The 15,445-nt window shown below is 71.5% G+C and carries 11 protein-coding genes; 7 read left to right on the plus strand and 4 right to left on the minus strand.

The annotated features are described in order from the left end of the window. Positions 1-68: 68 nt before the first annotated feature. The 3 genes from OG595_RS08480 to OG595_RS08490 all read right to left on the minus strand — a co-directional run bounded on the left by OG595_RS08480 (position 69) and on the right by OG595_RS08490 (position 6,083). Entirely contained in the window at positions 69-1,385 is a 1,317-nt protein-coding gene (locus OG595_RS08480; RefSeq protein WP_329269597.1) for an FxsB family cyclophane-forming radical SAM/SPASM peptide maturase, read from the minus strand. 352 nt (positions 1,386-1,737) lie between these two features. After that, entirely contained in the window at positions 1,738-5,013 is a 3,276-nt protein-coding gene (locus tag OG595_RS08485) for an SAV_2336 N-terminal domain-related protein (RefSeq protein ID WP_329269599.1), read from the minus strand. After that, positions 5,010-6,083: an AAA family ATPase gene (locus OG595_RS08490; protein WP_329269601.1), complete on the minus strand. Its 1,074-nt coding sequence runs from the start codon at positions 6,081-6,083 to the stop codon at positions 5,010-5,012. Before OG595_RS08490 ends, OG595_RS08485 begins: the two co-directional genes overlap by 4 nt. A gap of 418 nt (positions 6,084-6,501) precedes the next feature. Here OG595_RS08490 and OG595_RS08495 point away from each other — a divergent pair, with 418 nt between their 5' ends. The 7 genes from OG595_RS08495 to OG595_RS08525 all read left to right on the plus strand — a co-directional run bounded on the left by OG595_RS08495 (position 6,502) and on the right by OG595_RS08525 (position 14,840). Continuing rightward, positions 6,502-7,521 carry a substrate-binding domain-containing protein gene (locus OG595_RS08495; RefSeq protein ID WP_329269603.1) on the plus strand — a complete coding sequence of 340 codons (1,020 nt, stop codon included), beginning with the start codon at positions 6,502-6,504 and terminating at the stop codon, positions 7,519-7,521. A 272-nt stretch (positions 7,522-7,793) separates the two neighbouring features. Next, positions 7,794-10,241 carry a sensor histidine kinase gene (locus OG595_RS08500; RefSeq protein ID WP_329269605.1) on the plus strand — a complete coding sequence of 816 codons (2,448 nt, stop codon included), beginning with the start codon at positions 7,794-7,796 and terminating at the stop codon, positions 10,239-10,241. Positions 10,242-10,255: 14 nt separating this feature from the next. Continuing rightward, complete coding sequence (locus OG595_RS08505) at positions 10,256-10,681, plus strand: roadblock/LC7 domain-containing protein (RefSeq protein ID WP_006377390.1); 426 nt, start codon at positions 10,256-10,258, stop codon at positions 10,679-10,681. Position 10,682: 1 nt separating this feature from the next. After that, positions 10,683-11,039, plus strand: a complete 357-nt coding sequence (locus tag OG595_RS08510; RefSeq protein WP_189147243.1) for a DUF742 domain-containing protein — start codon at positions 10,683-10,685, stop codon at positions 11,037-11,039. Beyond that, positions 11,026-11,631, plus strand: a complete 606-nt coding sequence (locus tag OG595_RS08515) for a GTP-binding protein (protein ID WP_329269609.1) — start codon at positions 11,026-11,028, stop codon at positions 11,629-11,631. Before OG595_RS08510 ends, OG595_RS08515 begins: the two co-directional genes overlap by 14 nt. A 201-nt stretch (positions 11,632-11,832) precedes the next feature. Beyond that, positions 11,833-12,672: a dolichyl-phosphate beta-glucosyltransferase gene (locus tag OG595_RS08520; RefSeq protein WP_329269611.1), complete on the plus strand. Its 840-nt coding sequence runs from the start codon at positions 11,833-11,835 to the stop codon at positions 12,670-12,672. After that, on the plus strand, positions 12,669-14,840 hold the full coding sequence (locus tag OG595_RS08525) for an ArnT family glycosyltransferase (protein ID WP_329269612.1): 2,172 nt from the start codon (positions 12,669-12,671) through the stop codon (positions 14,838-14,840). Before OG595_RS08520 ends, OG595_RS08525 begins: the two co-directional genes overlap by 4 nt. Before the next feature lie 86 nt (positions 14,841-14,926). Here the strand turns inward: OG595_RS08525 and OG595_RS08530 are convergent, their stop codons facing one another. Then, entirely contained in the window at positions 14,927-15,151 is a 225-nt protein-coding gene (locus tag OG595_RS08530) for a hypothetical protein (RefSeq protein ID WP_329269614.1), read from the minus strand. Positions 15,152-15,445: the final 294 nt, after the last annotated feature.

The raw sequence follows: 15,445 nt of genomic DNA on the forward strand, positions 1-15,445 counted from the left end.
GTCTCCCAACTCTGTGCCGTCCGGCCGCACCCGGAACCAGGCACGGTCATCTGGTCGGCTCGTCGCCGCTAGTCAGGCATTGCCATGGGAGGCAGCGCCGAAACGGCCGGAACAGGACGTTCGCCTCCGATCGCCGGCCCCAGTGCCGCCGCGACATGCCGGATCAGCCGCTCCAGGTCATGGCAGTACACCGATGGATGCCTGAAACCACTTCCTTCACGATAGCGATGGGCATAATTTCCGCCACCGCAGACAGCTATGACGGGACAGGTCCGACAGGTGACCCCCAGGGCCGCTACGCCGATCTGCCGAGCTGCCACGCCCGGATGGTCCAGCGACTCGTCGAAGGTGTTGCGGAAGACGTCCAGTCCAGTGACCACAGCCCCCTCGTATGTTTGCTTGAGGGAATCCAATTGCTCGATCTGCCCGTCGGTCTCCACCACGATCGCCGCCGTCGGCGACAGCCCGACGGCCTCCAGCGCGCTGGGCAGCCCCAGCAGCAGGGCGATGATCTCGGAGAAGATGCGGATCCGTGGCGGCGGGCCCTCGCCCGAGCGGCTGCCCCACCACAGGTCGAAGGCCGCGGCCAGCCAGTCCCCGTAGGGGGTGGCGCCCCGGCTGCCGGTCCGGGCCGTCTCGGGAGCGCGCACCGGCAGTCCCGGTGGCGGGTTCGACCAGTTGCCGTGCGGCAGCAGCAGGTCGAGCACCGGGGGCCGCAGGGCGGCGAGGGAGCGGTAGACCTCCCCCGGGTCGGCCGTGACGTCGATCGTGCAGAGCAGTCCGGCGTACGACTGGGGGTGGCGGGCGAGCAGGCGCGCCGCCCGCAGGGCCCGGCGCCAGGACGGGCGCCCCGCATGGTCCACCCGGCGTCTGTTGAACGCGGGGGTGCCCCCGTCGAGGCTCAGGCCGACCCGGATGCCCTCCTGGGCCAGCAGGGCCAGGGCCCGTTCGGTGAGCAGGGTGCCGTTCGACTGCACGGTCGCCCGCAGTGCGCAGTCGGCCGGCAGGGCGGCCCGGACCGTGCGGACGTAGTCCACCAGGACGCCGGGGCCCGACAGCAGTGGCTCACCCCCGTGCAGAGCGACTCGGACCTCGCCCAGTCCGTGGGTGCGCGCGTGTTCGGCGATCCGGTGGGCCGTCTGTCGCATGACGGCGGCGGACACCTTGGGCGGATGGTCGCGCCAGGAGCCGTCCTCACCATGGTAGATGTAGCAGTACGTGCAGGTCAGGTTGCATCTGCTGTGCACCTTGAGGGTGAACTGACGCATCGGCACCGAACGCAGACCGGTACGGCGCAGTGCCTGGACGTCCAGCACCGACAGGGGCCACGGAGCGAGGAACCCGCCCAGGGCGGAATGGCTCTGTTCGCACGAAACAGGGAACATCGCACCACCTCCCCAGGGCAGCGCACGCTCGTCCGACGCGGCCGGGAATCAGCCCCGCGTCAGGGCGAGTCCTCGTAGTACGCCACGGGCGACTCGGTTGCGCGGGACCTCGGCTCCAGTTCCGCGAGAACGGCGTTCAACGCGGGACAACTGCCCGCCCTCGGCAGTTCCCCCCACATGACGCCCCGGAGATCCTGAAGTGGTTCATCCCACGCGGTCGGCTCATCGGTCGCAGGACTCAACACGCTGTGCTCCTCCCCGGCACGTCGGCCATCGGGAATTACCCGTGCGGGGAACACACGGAAACCTTTCTTCTGCCCTCCTGCCCAGCTTGGCCGAAAGAACGATCGAATCAGGCCGAACCATTGCCGCCCGCGCGGGCCGTCAGCGCCCGCATCCGCCCGAGGGTCGCGAGGCCCTCCGGGTGCCGCGCGTCCCCGCCCATGGCCTGCCAGTCGGCCCATGCGGCCCGGTACGCGTCGAGGGCGTGGGCCGGGCCCGCCGTGCGTTCCAGGACCGTGCCGCGCCGGTGCAGGGCGCGGGCGCGGACGAGGAGTTCACCGGCCGCCTCGGCGGCGGTCGCGGCTCGCCGGTAGGACTCGGCGGCGCGGTCCTCGTACTCGGTCGTGGCGCTCGGCGGGCGGGCCAGGACAAGCAGCGCGTCGCCACGTGCCAGCCAGGCCAGCGCCTCCGTGCGGGTGTCCCGCCCGTTCTGGGCGCCCCTGGCCGCGCGGGCCAGGATCCACTCGGCCTCGTGGAGGTCGGTGAGCGAGCCGCCCGACTCGTGGTGACGGATCAGGGCCCGGCCGAACAGGAGCCCGCGAGCCGGCAGCCGTGGGTCGCTGGCGGGGGTCTGGGCGAGGGCGGCCCGCAGGGTGCGTACGGCTTCCGTGGCCACCTCCACGTGTCCGTCGTGGGCCGCCCTGCTGAGCAGTGCGCTGCCACGCGCCGCGAGCAGTTCCGGGCGGCGCGGGTCGTCGGTGCTCAACTGCGCCTGCGCGCGGGCGAAGCAGGCATCCGCGGTGTCGAGTTCGGCAGGTTCGGCGGTGCGCGTCCAGCGGGCGGTGTGCGCCTCGGCCAGCCGCCACAGGGCGCGCAGCCTCAACTCGCCCGTGTTCGCCTCTGTTCCGGCCGCCCGCAGCGCCTCTTCCAGCGCCGCGACGACCTTCTCGGCCCCCGGGTCGCCCGCCACCACCCCTCTGGCCTCCGCAAGTTCCAGCCACGCCCGGCAGACGACCCCCCGCGCCTCCCCCGCCCGCTCCGCCGGCCCCGCCGCCGACTCGAAGTCCGCCGCGGCCTGTACGGCGAGGGCCCGCGCCTCGTCGGCCGAGTCGCGCTCGCGCGCGTTGGCGCACAGTTCCATCAGCAGGCCGCCACGGGCCAGCAACGCCGAGCCGGGGAGAGGGTGTTCGCCCGGCCAGCCCTCCAGCAGGGCGTCGAGCCGCACCTGGGCCCCGTACAGCAGCCGTCGGTCGCCGAGGAGCCGGTAGCGGGCGCGGACCACCTCGACGACGCAGAGCAGTACGTCGAGCAGGGGGTGCGGCTCGGAGCGCACCAGGGCGTACGCGCGCTCCAGGCTCTCGGCGGCCTCGGCCAGTGCACGGGTCCTCGTCCCGTCGTCGGGCTCGGTGGTGGCCCTCGCCCGGAGCACCTTGCCGAGGACGAGATGCGCGTGGGCCGGCGGCGCACCCGCGGGGTCCGCCGCCGCGCGGACGGTCTCCTCCGCCTCTCGCAGGACCGCTCGATCCCGGTGGATGTCCCAGAGGCAGAGCAGGCATTCGGCGAGGAGGGCCGCCGTCTCCGCGGAGGGCTCCGTCGAGCGGACCATGCGTACGGCGTCCCAGAGGTCGCGGATGCCGCCCAGCCGTTCGTAGCGGGCGAGGCGGCTACGGGCCAGCCGGAGGGCCAGTGATTGCGAGTGCGGCGGGTCGACGGCGGGGTTCGCGGTGCCGTCGACCTCTCTCGGCTGGAATCTGCGCAGCACTCTGCGGGGTACGTCGGCGAAGGGCTGCGGGACCGGCCGCCCGGATGTCTCCTCGGTCCCGTCCGTCCGTGCACCGGCCCGGACCGCCGTCCCCGACAAGTGGCCGATCACCACCGCCGGGAAGTTCTGGGCCCGCCCTCCCCACACCCGTTCCAGATAGCGCGAGCACTGCTCCAGCACCGCGAGCGCCTCGTCCAGGGCCAGTCCGTTCAGCAGCAAGTCCCTTACCCCCGGGGCGAATTCGTACCAGGGGCCGGGACCGTCGTTCTCGTCCGCCACCTCCACCAGCAGGTCGCTCAGCAGCACCTCGGCCAGTTCGACCGGGCCGGTCCCGGGCAGCAGGGCGCGCTGGACCAGCTGCATCACGGGGTAGGACAGCGGCGCCGCCGAGAGCCAGACCGCGAGGCGGCGGGCGGCGGGAGAGGCGGCGGCGCGGAAGTCCTCGACCAGTTGGTCCGGGGTGCGGTCGGGGCGGCGGCCGGGGGCCGTCCCGCTGTCCGTGGGCCCGACCATGGCCACTGAGGCCGCCGACGCGCCCCCTGGTCGTTCCGCAAGCAAACGTGCCCAGGCGCCCAGCGCGGCGGGGGTCGGCGGCAGCACGGGGACCGGTGACGCCCCGCCGTCCCCGGGATCCGGGTCACGGAACGGCCGGAAGCCTGGCATCCCGCCGGGGCTCGCGGCGCGCCGCAGGGTGCCGGCCTCGGTGGGCAGCAGGGTCCGCGGCCACAGACGCGTGGGCAGCGGCTGTACGACGGCCAGCGGGCCCGCGCTCAGCCGCCGGTGGAGCAGCCGCTGGGCGGCGCCGTGTCGCCACAGCGGGCCCGAGCAGTCGCTGAGCAGCAGGGTGACGGTCCGGCCGCTCGGGTCGCGCAGGCCGTCCGCCGGGGCGAGCCATTCGCTTCCGCCCGCCCGGCACAGCACGCCGACTCCGCCGTCGGGGTGCGGGCGAAGCCGGTGGACGGTCACCGAACGAAAGGCGCCGGACTGTTCGCAGGCGAGGCGCAGCTCCTCCAGGGTGCGCGCCCAGGCGCCCATCGACGGTGAGTCGTCCACGAGCAGTTGCATCCGGGCCTGTCGGCGCCCGTCGGTCCGGAAGACCGGCAGGGCACAGTCCGCGACAGCACTCGCCTGGGCCGTGCGGGACTCGTCGAGCACGTCGTCGTCGCGGGGCCGTGGCGGTCCGGCCGGCGGCAGCAGGCCCTGGAGGGGGCGCAGGGCGTGCCCCAGGGACAGCAGGTCCGGGAAGGCCGGCGCCCTCGGTACGAGGATCTCGGCGCCCGCCGCGTCGCAGACCGGCTCCGCCCGCTGTTCCCGCTGCCCCCGCTGTTCCCGCAGCGCCTGCTGATTCCGCAGCTCCTGCTGCTCCTGCTGTTTCCGCTGTTCCCGGACCACCGCGAGGAGTTGCGGGGGCCTCGGACGGTCCGGCGGGTCCGGCGGGAGGGCGTCCTCTCCGGACCGTGGGCCGTCCACGGTCTCGGTGCCGGGACCTCTCCCCGCACCGGTCTCCGCGTCGGCCATCCGCCCGGCCAGCCAGAGCGCGTCGGCGAGTTCGGTGGCGCCCGGCCGGGCGCCCGCCACCGCGAGGCGCCGGATCAGCGTGCCCAGGGGGTCCGACCGGTCCGCGGACCCCGCGTCCTCGCTCACCTCGGCGGCCGGTTCAGTGGCCGCATGAGCTGTTCGGCCAGGTGGGCGCGGGTGCCCGGTTCCTCGTCCTGGGCGTGGCGGGTGAGGTAGACGGCGTTGAGGAGCTGGTCGGCCGCCCGTTGTTCGCCCGGTCTGCGTTCGAGGAACCGGGCGATGACGTCGGCATGCTGCTCGGCCGCGTCCTCGCCGAAGTGGGCGCGGACCATGGCGGCGAGCCGGTCCTCGTCCGGCGGTTCCAGATGGAGATGGACGCAACGCCTCAACAGCGGTACCGGGAAGTCGCGTTCACCGTTGCTGGTGAGGACGATGAAGGGGAAGGCGCGGCAGCGGATCCGGCCTTCGTCGACCTCCACGGAGCGCCCGTCGTGGTCACGGACCCGTACGGACGGGTGGTGTTCGGCGATCCGCTCCAGCTCGGGGATGCCGAACTCGCCTTCCTCCAGGACCCCGAGGAGGTCGTTGGGCAGGTCGATGTCGCTCTTGTCGAGCTCGTCCACCAGGAGCACCCGGGGGCGTTCCGTGGGGAGCAACGCGGTTCCGAGCGGGCCCAGTCGGAGGTAGCGGCCGATGCCCTGGGCGAGCAGGTCCGTCTCGTCCGGCGGCTGCCGGCCGGGCCTCCGCGACCCGGCCGGGCTCTCCGTGCCCTCCGGTCGCCCGCGCGGGCGCGTGATCTGGAGGTCCTGAAGGCGGCCCAGGGCGTCGTATCTGTAGAGGCCGTCGGTGAGTTGGGTGCGGCTGACGATGGGCCAGCGAAGTACCCGGCCCAGGCCCAGTTCGTGTGCCACGGCGTGGGCGAGCGTGCTCTTGCCGCTGCCCGGTTCGCCGGTGACGAGCAGCGGGCGGCGCAGATACAACGCCGCGTTGACCAGCTCCAGTTCGGCCGGGGTGGGCCGGTAGTGCTCGGCGAAGGCACGGCTCCGGCCGAGCCGTCGGGCGGAGACCTCGTCGACGGGCGCCGGCGGGGGGATCGGCGGGCCGCCGTCGAAGCGGCGCCAGGGGGGCGGGTCCGGGAGCCGGTCCACGCCGTCGTGCGGTTGTCCCGTGCCTCGGTAGATCAGCCACTCGTTCACGTCACGCTCCTCGGTGCAGGACGGGCGGGGCTGCCTGATCACCGGGGAAAGAGACGGGTGGGGCGGAGTACGACGGGTTGGCGAACACCAGGGCACGAAAGGGAACCGGAGGTCCCATTTCCCCTTCCAATCCCCCTCCACACCGGCAATCCTTCTGACACTACCCAGGACCGACCGAGGAGGATCACCCGCGCGCGGCAGACCCCGTACCGGCTCGTCGACCCTGGTTCCACATGGTTGCTCACTTGACTACCAGGCGTCACATCCGATTGGCTCCGCCCCAGCGAAAGTCGGACAGTCGGTGCACGTCACCGGACGATCGCGCAGATTCCGCCGTACCCACACCCCACTTGCCCCCCTCCCCTTCCTGTCCCATGCCCCTCTCCTCCTCGGCCGCGCAGCGAGGTGCCGCACTTCCATGAACACACCCCCCGCTTTTCCCGGTTCAGCACCATCGGCCCGTGTCAAGGCCGTTGTCGCCGGCATGGCCGCCGTCTGTCTTCTCGCGGTCGGCTGCTCCGGCTCCGGCTCCGACGGTTCGGACTCCGGCCAGGGCTCGGCCGGCGCCGGCACCGCACGGCTCAGGGTCGTCCTGATCACCCACGGAGCGAAGGGCGACACCTTCTGGGAGCGGGTGCAGAAGGGCGCGCGGGCCGCCGCCGCCAAGGACAACATCGAGCTGACGTACGCGAGTGATCCCGATGCCGCCGCCCAGGCCGATCTGGTGCGCGACGCGGTCAGGGACAAGGTCGACGGGATCGCCGTGACCCTCGCCAAGCCCGACGCGATGAAGAGCGCGGTCGCGCAGGCGAAGGCGGCGGGAATACCCGTGGTCGGCCTCAACTCCGGTATCGACGCCTGGCGTTCGGCGGGCCTGCTGGAGTTCTTCGGCCAGGACGAGAGCACCGCGGGCCGAGCGATCGGCGACAAGCTGGACGCGCTCAAGGCCAAGCACGCGCTCTGCGTCATCCACGAGCAGGGCAACGTCGGCCTGGAGGCGCGCTGCGCCGGTGTGAAGAAGACGTTCACCGGACAGACCGAGAACCTGTACGTGAACGGCACCGACCTGGACGCGGTGACCGAGGTCGTCGCGACCCGGCTGACCCAGGACTCGAGCATCGACGAAGTCGTCACACTGGGCGCGCAGTTCGCGCTCTCGGCGGTGAAGTCGGTGGACCAGGCGAACAGCCGGGCGAAGATCGCCACCTTCGACCTCGACAACGACATCGTCGGTGCCATCAAGAGCGGTGCCGTGCAGTTCGCCGTGGACCAGCAGCCGTACCTACAAGGCTATCTCGCCGTCGACTCGCTCTGGCTGTACAAAACGAACGGCAACTTCAGCGGCGGCGGATCGGCTCCCGTGCTCACCGGGCCGGCCTTCGTCACCAGGCAGAACATCGCCGACATCGCCAGGTTCGCGGCGAACGGCACCCGCTGAGCGTCACCCCGTACCGCCTCCCGTCCCTCTTCGGCCCCCTGCCGCGGACATTCCGTATCCCGTTCCGGCGCGCTCCCGAATCCCCCGGCACCACCACCGTCGTACAACGGCTGCACCAAGCTTTGGGGGCTCACGGTGCGTACGCTCACTTGTACGGATAGCATCCTGCGGACCTACGCGTGTTCCGCCACCTGTTCCGTTTCCGCTGTCATCCACCGCCTGTCACATGCCAGTTGTCACCCCCGCCCACCGCTGATCGCCCTAGGACGACGATGCCTCCACGCAAAGGTGCCCGGCGCCGTCTCGGCTCCATACGTCTCTCGCTGATCCTGCTCGCACTGGTTCCCAGCGTCATCCTCGCCGCGATGTGGGGTGTGACGACGATTCAGATGTTCTCGGAGGGCCTGCGGCTGCGGGACCAGACGGAACTCAGCAGGGCGACCGGTGCCATGGGCACCGACGCCACGCTCGCACTGCAGAAGGAACGCACCCTGTCGGCCGTGTGGCTGGCCTCGCCCAGGGGCGACCGCGAGGCCCTGGACGAGCAGCGCAAGGTGACCGACGCGGCGGTCGCGAAACTGGTCGGCCAGTCGAAGGCCATCCAGGAGGCCCCCGACCGCATCGGGGACCGGATGTACTCGGTCATCGCGGCGACGGGCAGCCTGGAGTACTACCGCGGCCAGGTCGACCATCTCACCGACATCTCGGCCCAGCAGGTGCTGGACCAGTACTCGTCGATGATCGGCAACCAGATCCACTCCTTCCAGGCGCTCTCCCAGGTCGACGACGGCGACCTCACCTCGCAGGCCGGCCCGCTCATCACTCTGGAGAACGCGGCCGAACTGGTCGCCCAGGAGGACTCGCAGCTGATGCTGGCCTGGCCCACGGGGCACTTCGACCAGAACGAGTGGGAGTTGTACGTCCGGCTGGTCAGCGCCCGGCGCTGGGTCGTCGAGGACCAGCTGATCCAGTCCCTGACCGGCTCGGCGAAGGCCCGCACCGAGGCGATTCTCCGGGGTTCCGCCTGGCGGACCCTGACCTCCATCGAGGACCAGGTGCTCGCGTCGGGCACACCCGGCGGCGGCGCCGAACGGAAGATCACCCTGCCGGACAGGCAGAAGCAGTGGATCGCGGCGATGGACGAACTGAGCGTCCAGTACGGCTCGCTCATCCATGACGAGACCCAGGGGCTGCTCAGCCGCAGCCACGACGAGGCACGGTCGCTCCTGTTCAAGGCCGCCAACCTGAGCGTCGGCGGCCTCGGCGGACTGCTGCTGTGCATCGCCCTGTCCTGGCGCATCACCCGGTCCCTGTCCCGTCGGCTGCGCGGGCTGCGCATGGCCACCCTGGGCCTGGCCGAGGAGCGGCTGCCGGACGTGCTCGCACGGCTCAACCGGGGCGAGAAGGTCGACGTCGAGTCGGCCACCCCGCCGCTGGACTACGGCCACGACGAACTCGGCCAGGTGGCACACGCGTTCAACGCGGCCCAGCGGACCGCCGTGCACACCGCGGTCGAACTCGCCGACACCCGGCGCGGCTTCCAGAAGGTCATCCTGGGCATCGCCCGGCAGAGCCAGAACCTGGTCAACCTCCAGCTCACCAAGCTGGACGCGCTGGAACGCGCCCACCAGGACCCGGAGATCCTCAAGGGCCTGTACGAACTGGACTCCACGGCAAGCCAGTTGCGCCGCTACGAGGAGAACCTCGTCATCATCAGCGGTGAGCGGCCCGGCCGCAGCTGGACCGAGCCGGTCGCGCTGATCGACATCCTGCGCAGCGCCGTCGGCGAGGTCGCCGAGTACCAGCGGGTGGAGGTGCAGACCGAGGAGGACGTGTACCTCGCCCCGCCCGCGGTGGCCGACGTCATCCATCTGCTGGCCGAGCTGATCGACAACGCGACCGCCTACTCCCCCGCGCCCAGCCCGGTGGGCGTACGGGCCGCGATGGTCGCCAAGGGACTGGCCATCGAGGTCGAGGACCGCGGACTCGGCATGTCCGAGGAGGACTACGCGTCCTTCAACGAACACCTCTCCAAGGCCCCGCAGTTCGACGTGGTGGCGCTCGCCGACGACCTGCGGCTCGGCATGTTCGTGATCGCGCGTCTCGCCGTGCGGCACGGCATCCAGGTCACGCTGCGCTCCTCGCCGTACGGCGGTACGACAGCGATCGTACTGATCCCGCACGATGTCGTCGTACGGGAACTCACCGCGCCGGACACGGACTCCTCGTTCACGGAGTCGGCGTCCGCCGGGGTGCCCGGCCCGGTCGCCGCGGAGCGCCCGGCCCACGAGCGGATCCGGGAACCGCAGCCCGCCGCGGCCCGCGCCCGGACCGCCGACGCCGGTCCCGCTCCCCGGCCGGCCGCCCTCGTCGGGGCGGACCGGGGCGCCGGCCAGGGCGGTGAGCAGAGGTCCGAGCGGGGCGGTGGCGCCGGCAAGGGCGGGCTCACCCCGCTGCCGCGCCGGGTGCCGCAGACCAGTCTGGCCGCCGAGCTGCTGGACGACACCGGACCCGACGGCACGTCCGACGACGCGCTCGACGAGTTCTCGCCGGAGCGCGCGGCCTCCTCGCTCTCCGGTTTCCAGCGAGGCACCCTCCAGGCCCGTGACGACGACGAAGAGCAGTACGACGATGGGAAGGACGACGCGCCTCGGGAACCTGACGCACCGCTCCCCGCCGCAGGCACTCCGGTCACCTCGACTCCGCCCGCAGACCGCTGATGAAGGACAGAGAAATGACACGCCCCACCCCCGCCACGCACACCGAGCTCGACCAGTTGCTCACCGGACTCGTGGACCGGGTAGCCGAGGTCAACCACGCCGTCGTGCTTTCCGAGGACGGACTCGTCGTCAGCAGATCCACGGCGTTCCTGCGTGACGACGCCGAGCGGCTCGCGGCGACCGCGTCCGGGCTGATGAGCCTCAGCAAGGGCGTCAGCATGGACTTCCGGGGCGGCCCGGTGCGCCAGGCGCTGATCGAGATGCGCAACGGGTACCTCATCCTCACCGCGGCCGGCCCGGGCGCCCACCTCGCGGTGCTGACCAGCCAGGGCGCGGACGTCGGCGTGGTGGCGTACCAGATGAACATGCTGGTGAAGAAGATCGGTGAGCACCTCAGCGCGGCGCCGCGTGCCGGGGTCGTCGGCGCGGCCGGCGAGTGAGGTGAACGGAAGCGACGCGGCCGGCCGTCTGGTACGGCCGTTCACGCTCACCGGCGGGCGGACCCGGCCCAGCCGCGCCGACTTCACACTGATCACGTCGGTGACGGCGGTGGAGCCGCAGCCGGACGGGGGCAAACGGCCGCAGCCCGAGCACGCCCGGATCCTTCGGCTGTGCGCACGCCCCGTCGTGGTGGCGGAGCTCGCGGCACATCTGGACCTCCCGGTCAGTGTGGTCGTCATCATGCTGTGCGACCTGCTGGAGGCCGGCCGGATCACCGCCCGGTCCCCGCGCCAGATCTCGCGCACCACGGACATGGACCTGCTCCAGAAAGTGAGGGACGGCCTTGGCCGGCTCTGACCAGACCGTGAACGGGACATCGGCGCCCGACACGGTCAAGATCCTCATCGCGGGCGGCTTCGGCGTCGGCAAGACGACGCTGGTCGGCTCGGTCAGCGAGATCGTGCCCCTGCGCACCGAGGAACCGCTCACCGCGGCCGGCCTCGGCATCGACGACCTCGACGGCATCGAGCAGAAGAAGGCCACCACCGTGGCCCTCGACTTCGGCCGCATCACCCTCAGCCGGGAACTGATCCTGTACCTCTTCGGTACGCCGGGTCAGCAGCGGTTCTGGTTCATGTGGAACGACCTGGCGATCGGCGCGCTGGGGGCCGTGGTCCTCATCGACGTGCGCCGGCCGGAGTCGAGTTTCGCGGCGATCGACTTCTTCGAGCGCCGGGACATCCCGTTCGTCGTCGGGGTGAACGGCTTCCACGGGGAGCATCCGTACGAGCCGGACGAGATCCGGGAGGCGCTGGCGCTGCCGGAGCACACGCCGGTCCTGCTGTGCGACGCGCGGGACCGGGAGTCGTGCCGGGACGTGCTGATAGCCCTGATCGACCGGCTGATAGCGACGGCGGCCTCGGGCGGCGGAAGCGCGCACACGGCCTGATATCACGTGTCAGCACGACCCGGTATCACGTGTCAGTGCGGTTGGGCACGACGTGCCGGTGCGGTCCGGCAGGACGTGGCGGTGCGGTCCGGCAGCGCCTGCCGGTGCGACTCTGTGGGCAACCTGTGAGTCCGCTGATTCTCATTCGTCGCTCAGAGTCGCCTCAGGGTCGCCCCAGATACGGCCCCGATCGTCACTTGCATGAACGAAACGAACGCGAGGGGCGTCCGGCAGCGTTCGGTCGAGATCGTGGTGCCGGTGTACAACGAGGCGCACGTACTCGCCGACAGCATCGGCCGTCTCCACGCCTACCTCGAAGCCTCCTTCCCGTTCCCGTTCCGGATCACGGTCGCGGACAACGCCAGCACTGATGCCACCTGGCAGGCGGCGACCGATCTGACGCTCCGCCTCCCCCATGTCCACGCCGTCCATCTGGACGCCAAGGGCCGGGGCCGCGCCCTGAAGCACGTGTGGAGCCGCTCGACGGCCGACGTGGTCGCCTACATGGACGTCGACCTGTCCACGGGCCTCGCGGGTTTCCTCCCGCTCGTGGCTCCCCTTCTCTCCGGCCACAGCGACGTGGCCATCGGCAGCCGGCTGCACCGCCAGTCCGACGTGGTGCGCGGCCCGAAGCGCGAGTTCATCTCCCGCTCGTACAACGCCCTGCTGAAGCTCGGCCTCGCGGCCCGCTTCTCGGACGCCCAGTGCGGTTTCAAGGCGGTCCGCACCGACGTCTTCCGGGCCCTCGCCCCGCACATCGAGGACAACTCCTGGTTCTTCGACACCGAGTTGCTGGTCCTGGCCCAGCGCAACCGCCTGCGCATCCACGAAGTACCGGTCGACTGGGTCGACGACCCCGACAGCCGGGTCGACATCGTCCGCACCGCCCTGGACGACCTCAGGGGCATGCGCCGGATGCTGCGCGCCGGGCTCACCGGCCGCTCCCGGATCGCCGTCCCGCAGCGCATGCCCGTATCGAGTCCGATCGGCGCACCTCAGCACATCAGCAGCCCCGCCCCCAGCTTGGAGTACGCGTCATGACGACCCTCGCCCCGCCGCCGACCCGCGACAGCGCGCCCCATCACAGCCATCGGGCCGAACCTCCGGCCTCCGACGGCGGTCTCGCGGGCCGCGCCCGGCGTCTGTTCACCGGCGCCCCCGAAGACCCGCGCTGGACCCGCCCCACTCTCTGGGGCATCCTCCTGCTGGCCACGGCGCTCTACGCCTGGAACCTCTCCTCCATCACCGGCAACACCTTCTACGACGCCGCCGTGTACAGCGGCACGAAGAGCTGGAAGGCGTTCTTCTTCGGCGCGCTGGACTCGGGCAGCTTCATCACCGTCGACAAACCCCCCTTCGCCCTCTGGGTGATGGGCCTGTCGGCCCGCGTGTTCGGTTACGGCACCTGGCAGTTGATGCTGCCCATGGTCGCGGTGGGCACGGGCTCGGTCGCGTTGCTGCACCGCATGGTGAAGCGTGACTTCGGTCCCGTCGCGGCGACGATCGCGGCCCTCGCGCTCACCCTGACGCCCATCACGGTGGCGATCACCCGGGACACCAACCCGGACCCGATCCTGGTCTTCCTGATGCTGCTGGGCGCGGCGGCCCTGCTGAAGGCCGTGCGCACCGGACGGCTGATGCCGCTGGTGTGGTCAGCGGTCGCGATCGGCTTCGCGTTCAACACCAAGATGATGCAGGCGTACGTCGTCCTGCCGGTCTTCTTCCTGGTCTACCTCTGGGCGGCGAACGCCGGTCTGGGCAGGCGCGTCCGGAACCTGGCCGTGGCCACCATGGCACTGGTCGTCTCCTCCGCCTGGTGGATGGTGGTCGTCGACCTGATCCCGGCCTCCTCCCGCCCCTACATCGGCGGTTCGACCGACAACACGGTGTGGGACCTGGTCATCGGCTACAACGGCTTCGGCCGTATCTTCGGGGCGAGTTCGTCGGTGGGCTCGCAGGGCAACGGCGCGAGCTTCGGCGGCGAGGCGGGCCTCTACCGGATGTTCAACGAGATCATGGGCGGCCAGATCTCCTGGCTGATCCCGTTCGCTCTGATCGCCCTGGTCGCGGGCCTCGTCCTGCGCGGCCGGGCCCCCCGTACGGACGCCAAGCGGGCGGCGCTGATGCTGTGGGGCGGCTGGTTCGTCCTGCACTACCTGACCTTCGCCCTCGCCGAGGGCACCTTCCACCCGTACTACGTCACGGCGATGGCCCCCGGTATCGCGGCCCTGGCGGGCGCCGGCGGCGTCATGCTCTACCGCGCCTTCCGTGAGGGCTCGGCGGCCAAGTGGGCGTGGGTCCTCCCCCTCGCTGTGGCGGCGAGCGCCGTCTGGGCGGTCGTCCTGCTCCAGCGCGTCTCGGGCTCCGGCACGCTGTACACGGTCGCGGAGATCGTGGTGGCGGTGGCGGGCACCGTCTCGGTCCTCGGCCTGCTGACCGGCCGGTTCATGAAGCGCCGACGCCTGCTGGGCATCGCGGCCCTGGCCGCGGTCGTCGCCCTCCTGGCGGGCCCGGCGGCCTACTCCGTCTCGGCGGCCACCAGCTCCACCAACGGCACGAACCCGACGGCCGGGCCCAGCACGGGCGGCGGAATGGGAGGCGGCATGGGAGGCGGCGGCGGCGCTCCGCAGGGCTCCACGGGGACGACCGGCAGCAGCGGTACGAGCAACAGCGGCGGCCAGTCCATGGGGCAGCCCCCGTCCGGCAACACCTCGTCCTCCAGCGGGAGTTCGTCGGAGGCGGCGGCCGAGTCGGGCACGCGTCCGAGCGGCGACGGCGGAGGCACCGGTGGCGGTGGCGGGATGGGCGGCGGCACCCAGGTGTCGTCCGACATGATCACGTACCTCAAGAAGCACCAGGACGGGGCGACCTGGCTGCTGGCGGTGGCCACCGACCAGACGGCGTCCTCGATCATCCTGGAGTCGGGCCAGCCCGTGATCTCCATGGGCGGCTGGTCGGGCAGCGACAACGCGATGACCCTGGCCAAGCTCAAGAGCCTCGTGAAATCAGGGAAGTTGCACTACATCATCGTGAGCAGCGACACCGGCCAGGGAACCGACTCGGAGATCGCAACCTGGGTGAAGGAACACGGCACGGCGGTCAACTCCTCGGAGTACAGCTCCAGTTCGTCGACCACGTCCACGTCCACCTCGACCTCGACGTCGACCAGCAGCGGTCTGTACCGTCTGGACGCCTCCGACGTCAGCTGACGACCCCTCGCACATCCCCACGGGCGGGCCACCGGAACTCCTCCGGCGGCCCGCCCGCCTACGTGTGCCGGGAGCATGGTGTCAGCTCACAGGCAGTACCGGACCAGCCACTCGTCCTCGTTGTACGCGCCCGTCGCCGGGTCAGGCACCGACGCCGGCTGCGCCGCCACCATGTCCTCCACGCGGATCCGCTCCGGCAGCTGCCCGAAGCGGGCGTGGCGCACCGCCTCCGCGGATTCCGGGGCCCGCTCTTCAGCCGTCGCTTCGATCGTGGCTGCGTTCGCGGCTTCGGTCTTCGCTTCGTACGTCATCTCAATCCCCGTTCGCTTGAGCCGACCACTCCTCCAGCGTACGTGAGCGTCGGCTGTTCAAGGCCGGCCGTCAACGGGCCCGAGAGGAGCTCGGCAGGGGCGGGTGCACGGGCCGGGCGCGTGCACCGGCCGCCGCGGACAGCCCTCGCGCACACGCACCCCGGCCGCCGCTCAAGGCCGCCTCCCGGCCGCCGCACCGACCTCGAAAGTTACGCCGGGATTGCGCGAACCCTTGACGCGCACCCTCCGACTGCGTAGATATGACTGCGCAGTCATGACAGCGCAGTCAGAAAA

The organism is Streptomyces sp. NBC_01451, from assembly GCF_036227485.1.
Lineage (GTDB): Bacteria > Actinomycetota > Actinomycetes > Streptomycetales > Streptomycetaceae > Streptomyces.

Excerpts from the sequence above, each read along its gene's own strand:
- OG595_RS08505 (WP_006377390.1), top strand. The coding sequence starts at position 10,256 with ATGACACGCCCCACCCCCGCCACGCACACCGAGCTCGACCAGTTGCTC.
- OG595_RS08520 (WP_329269611.1), top strand. The coding sequence starts at position 11,833 with ATGAACGAAACGAACGCGAGGGGCGTCCGGCAGCGTTCGGTCGAGATC.
- OG595_RS08525 (WP_329269612.1), top strand. The coding sequence starts at position 12,669 with ATGACGACCCTCGCCCCGCCGCCGACCCGCGACAGCGCGCCCCATCAC.
- OG595_RS08500 (WP_329269605.1), top strand. The coding sequence starts at position 7,794 with ATGCCTCCACGCAAAGGTGCCCGGCGCCGTCTCGGCTCCATACGTCTC.
- OG595_RS08530 (WP_329269614.1), bottom strand. The coding sequence starts at position 15,151 with ATGACGTACGAAGCGAAGACCGAAGCCGCGAACGCAGCCACGATCGAA.
- OG595_RS08480 (WP_329269597.1), bottom strand. The coding sequence starts at position 1,385 with ATGTTCCCTGTTTCGTGCGAACAGAGCCATTCCGCCCTGGGCGGGTTC.
- OG595_RS08495 (WP_329269603.1), top strand. The coding sequence starts at position 6,502 with ATGAACACACCCCCCGCTTTTCCCGGTTCAGCACCATCGGCCCGTGTC.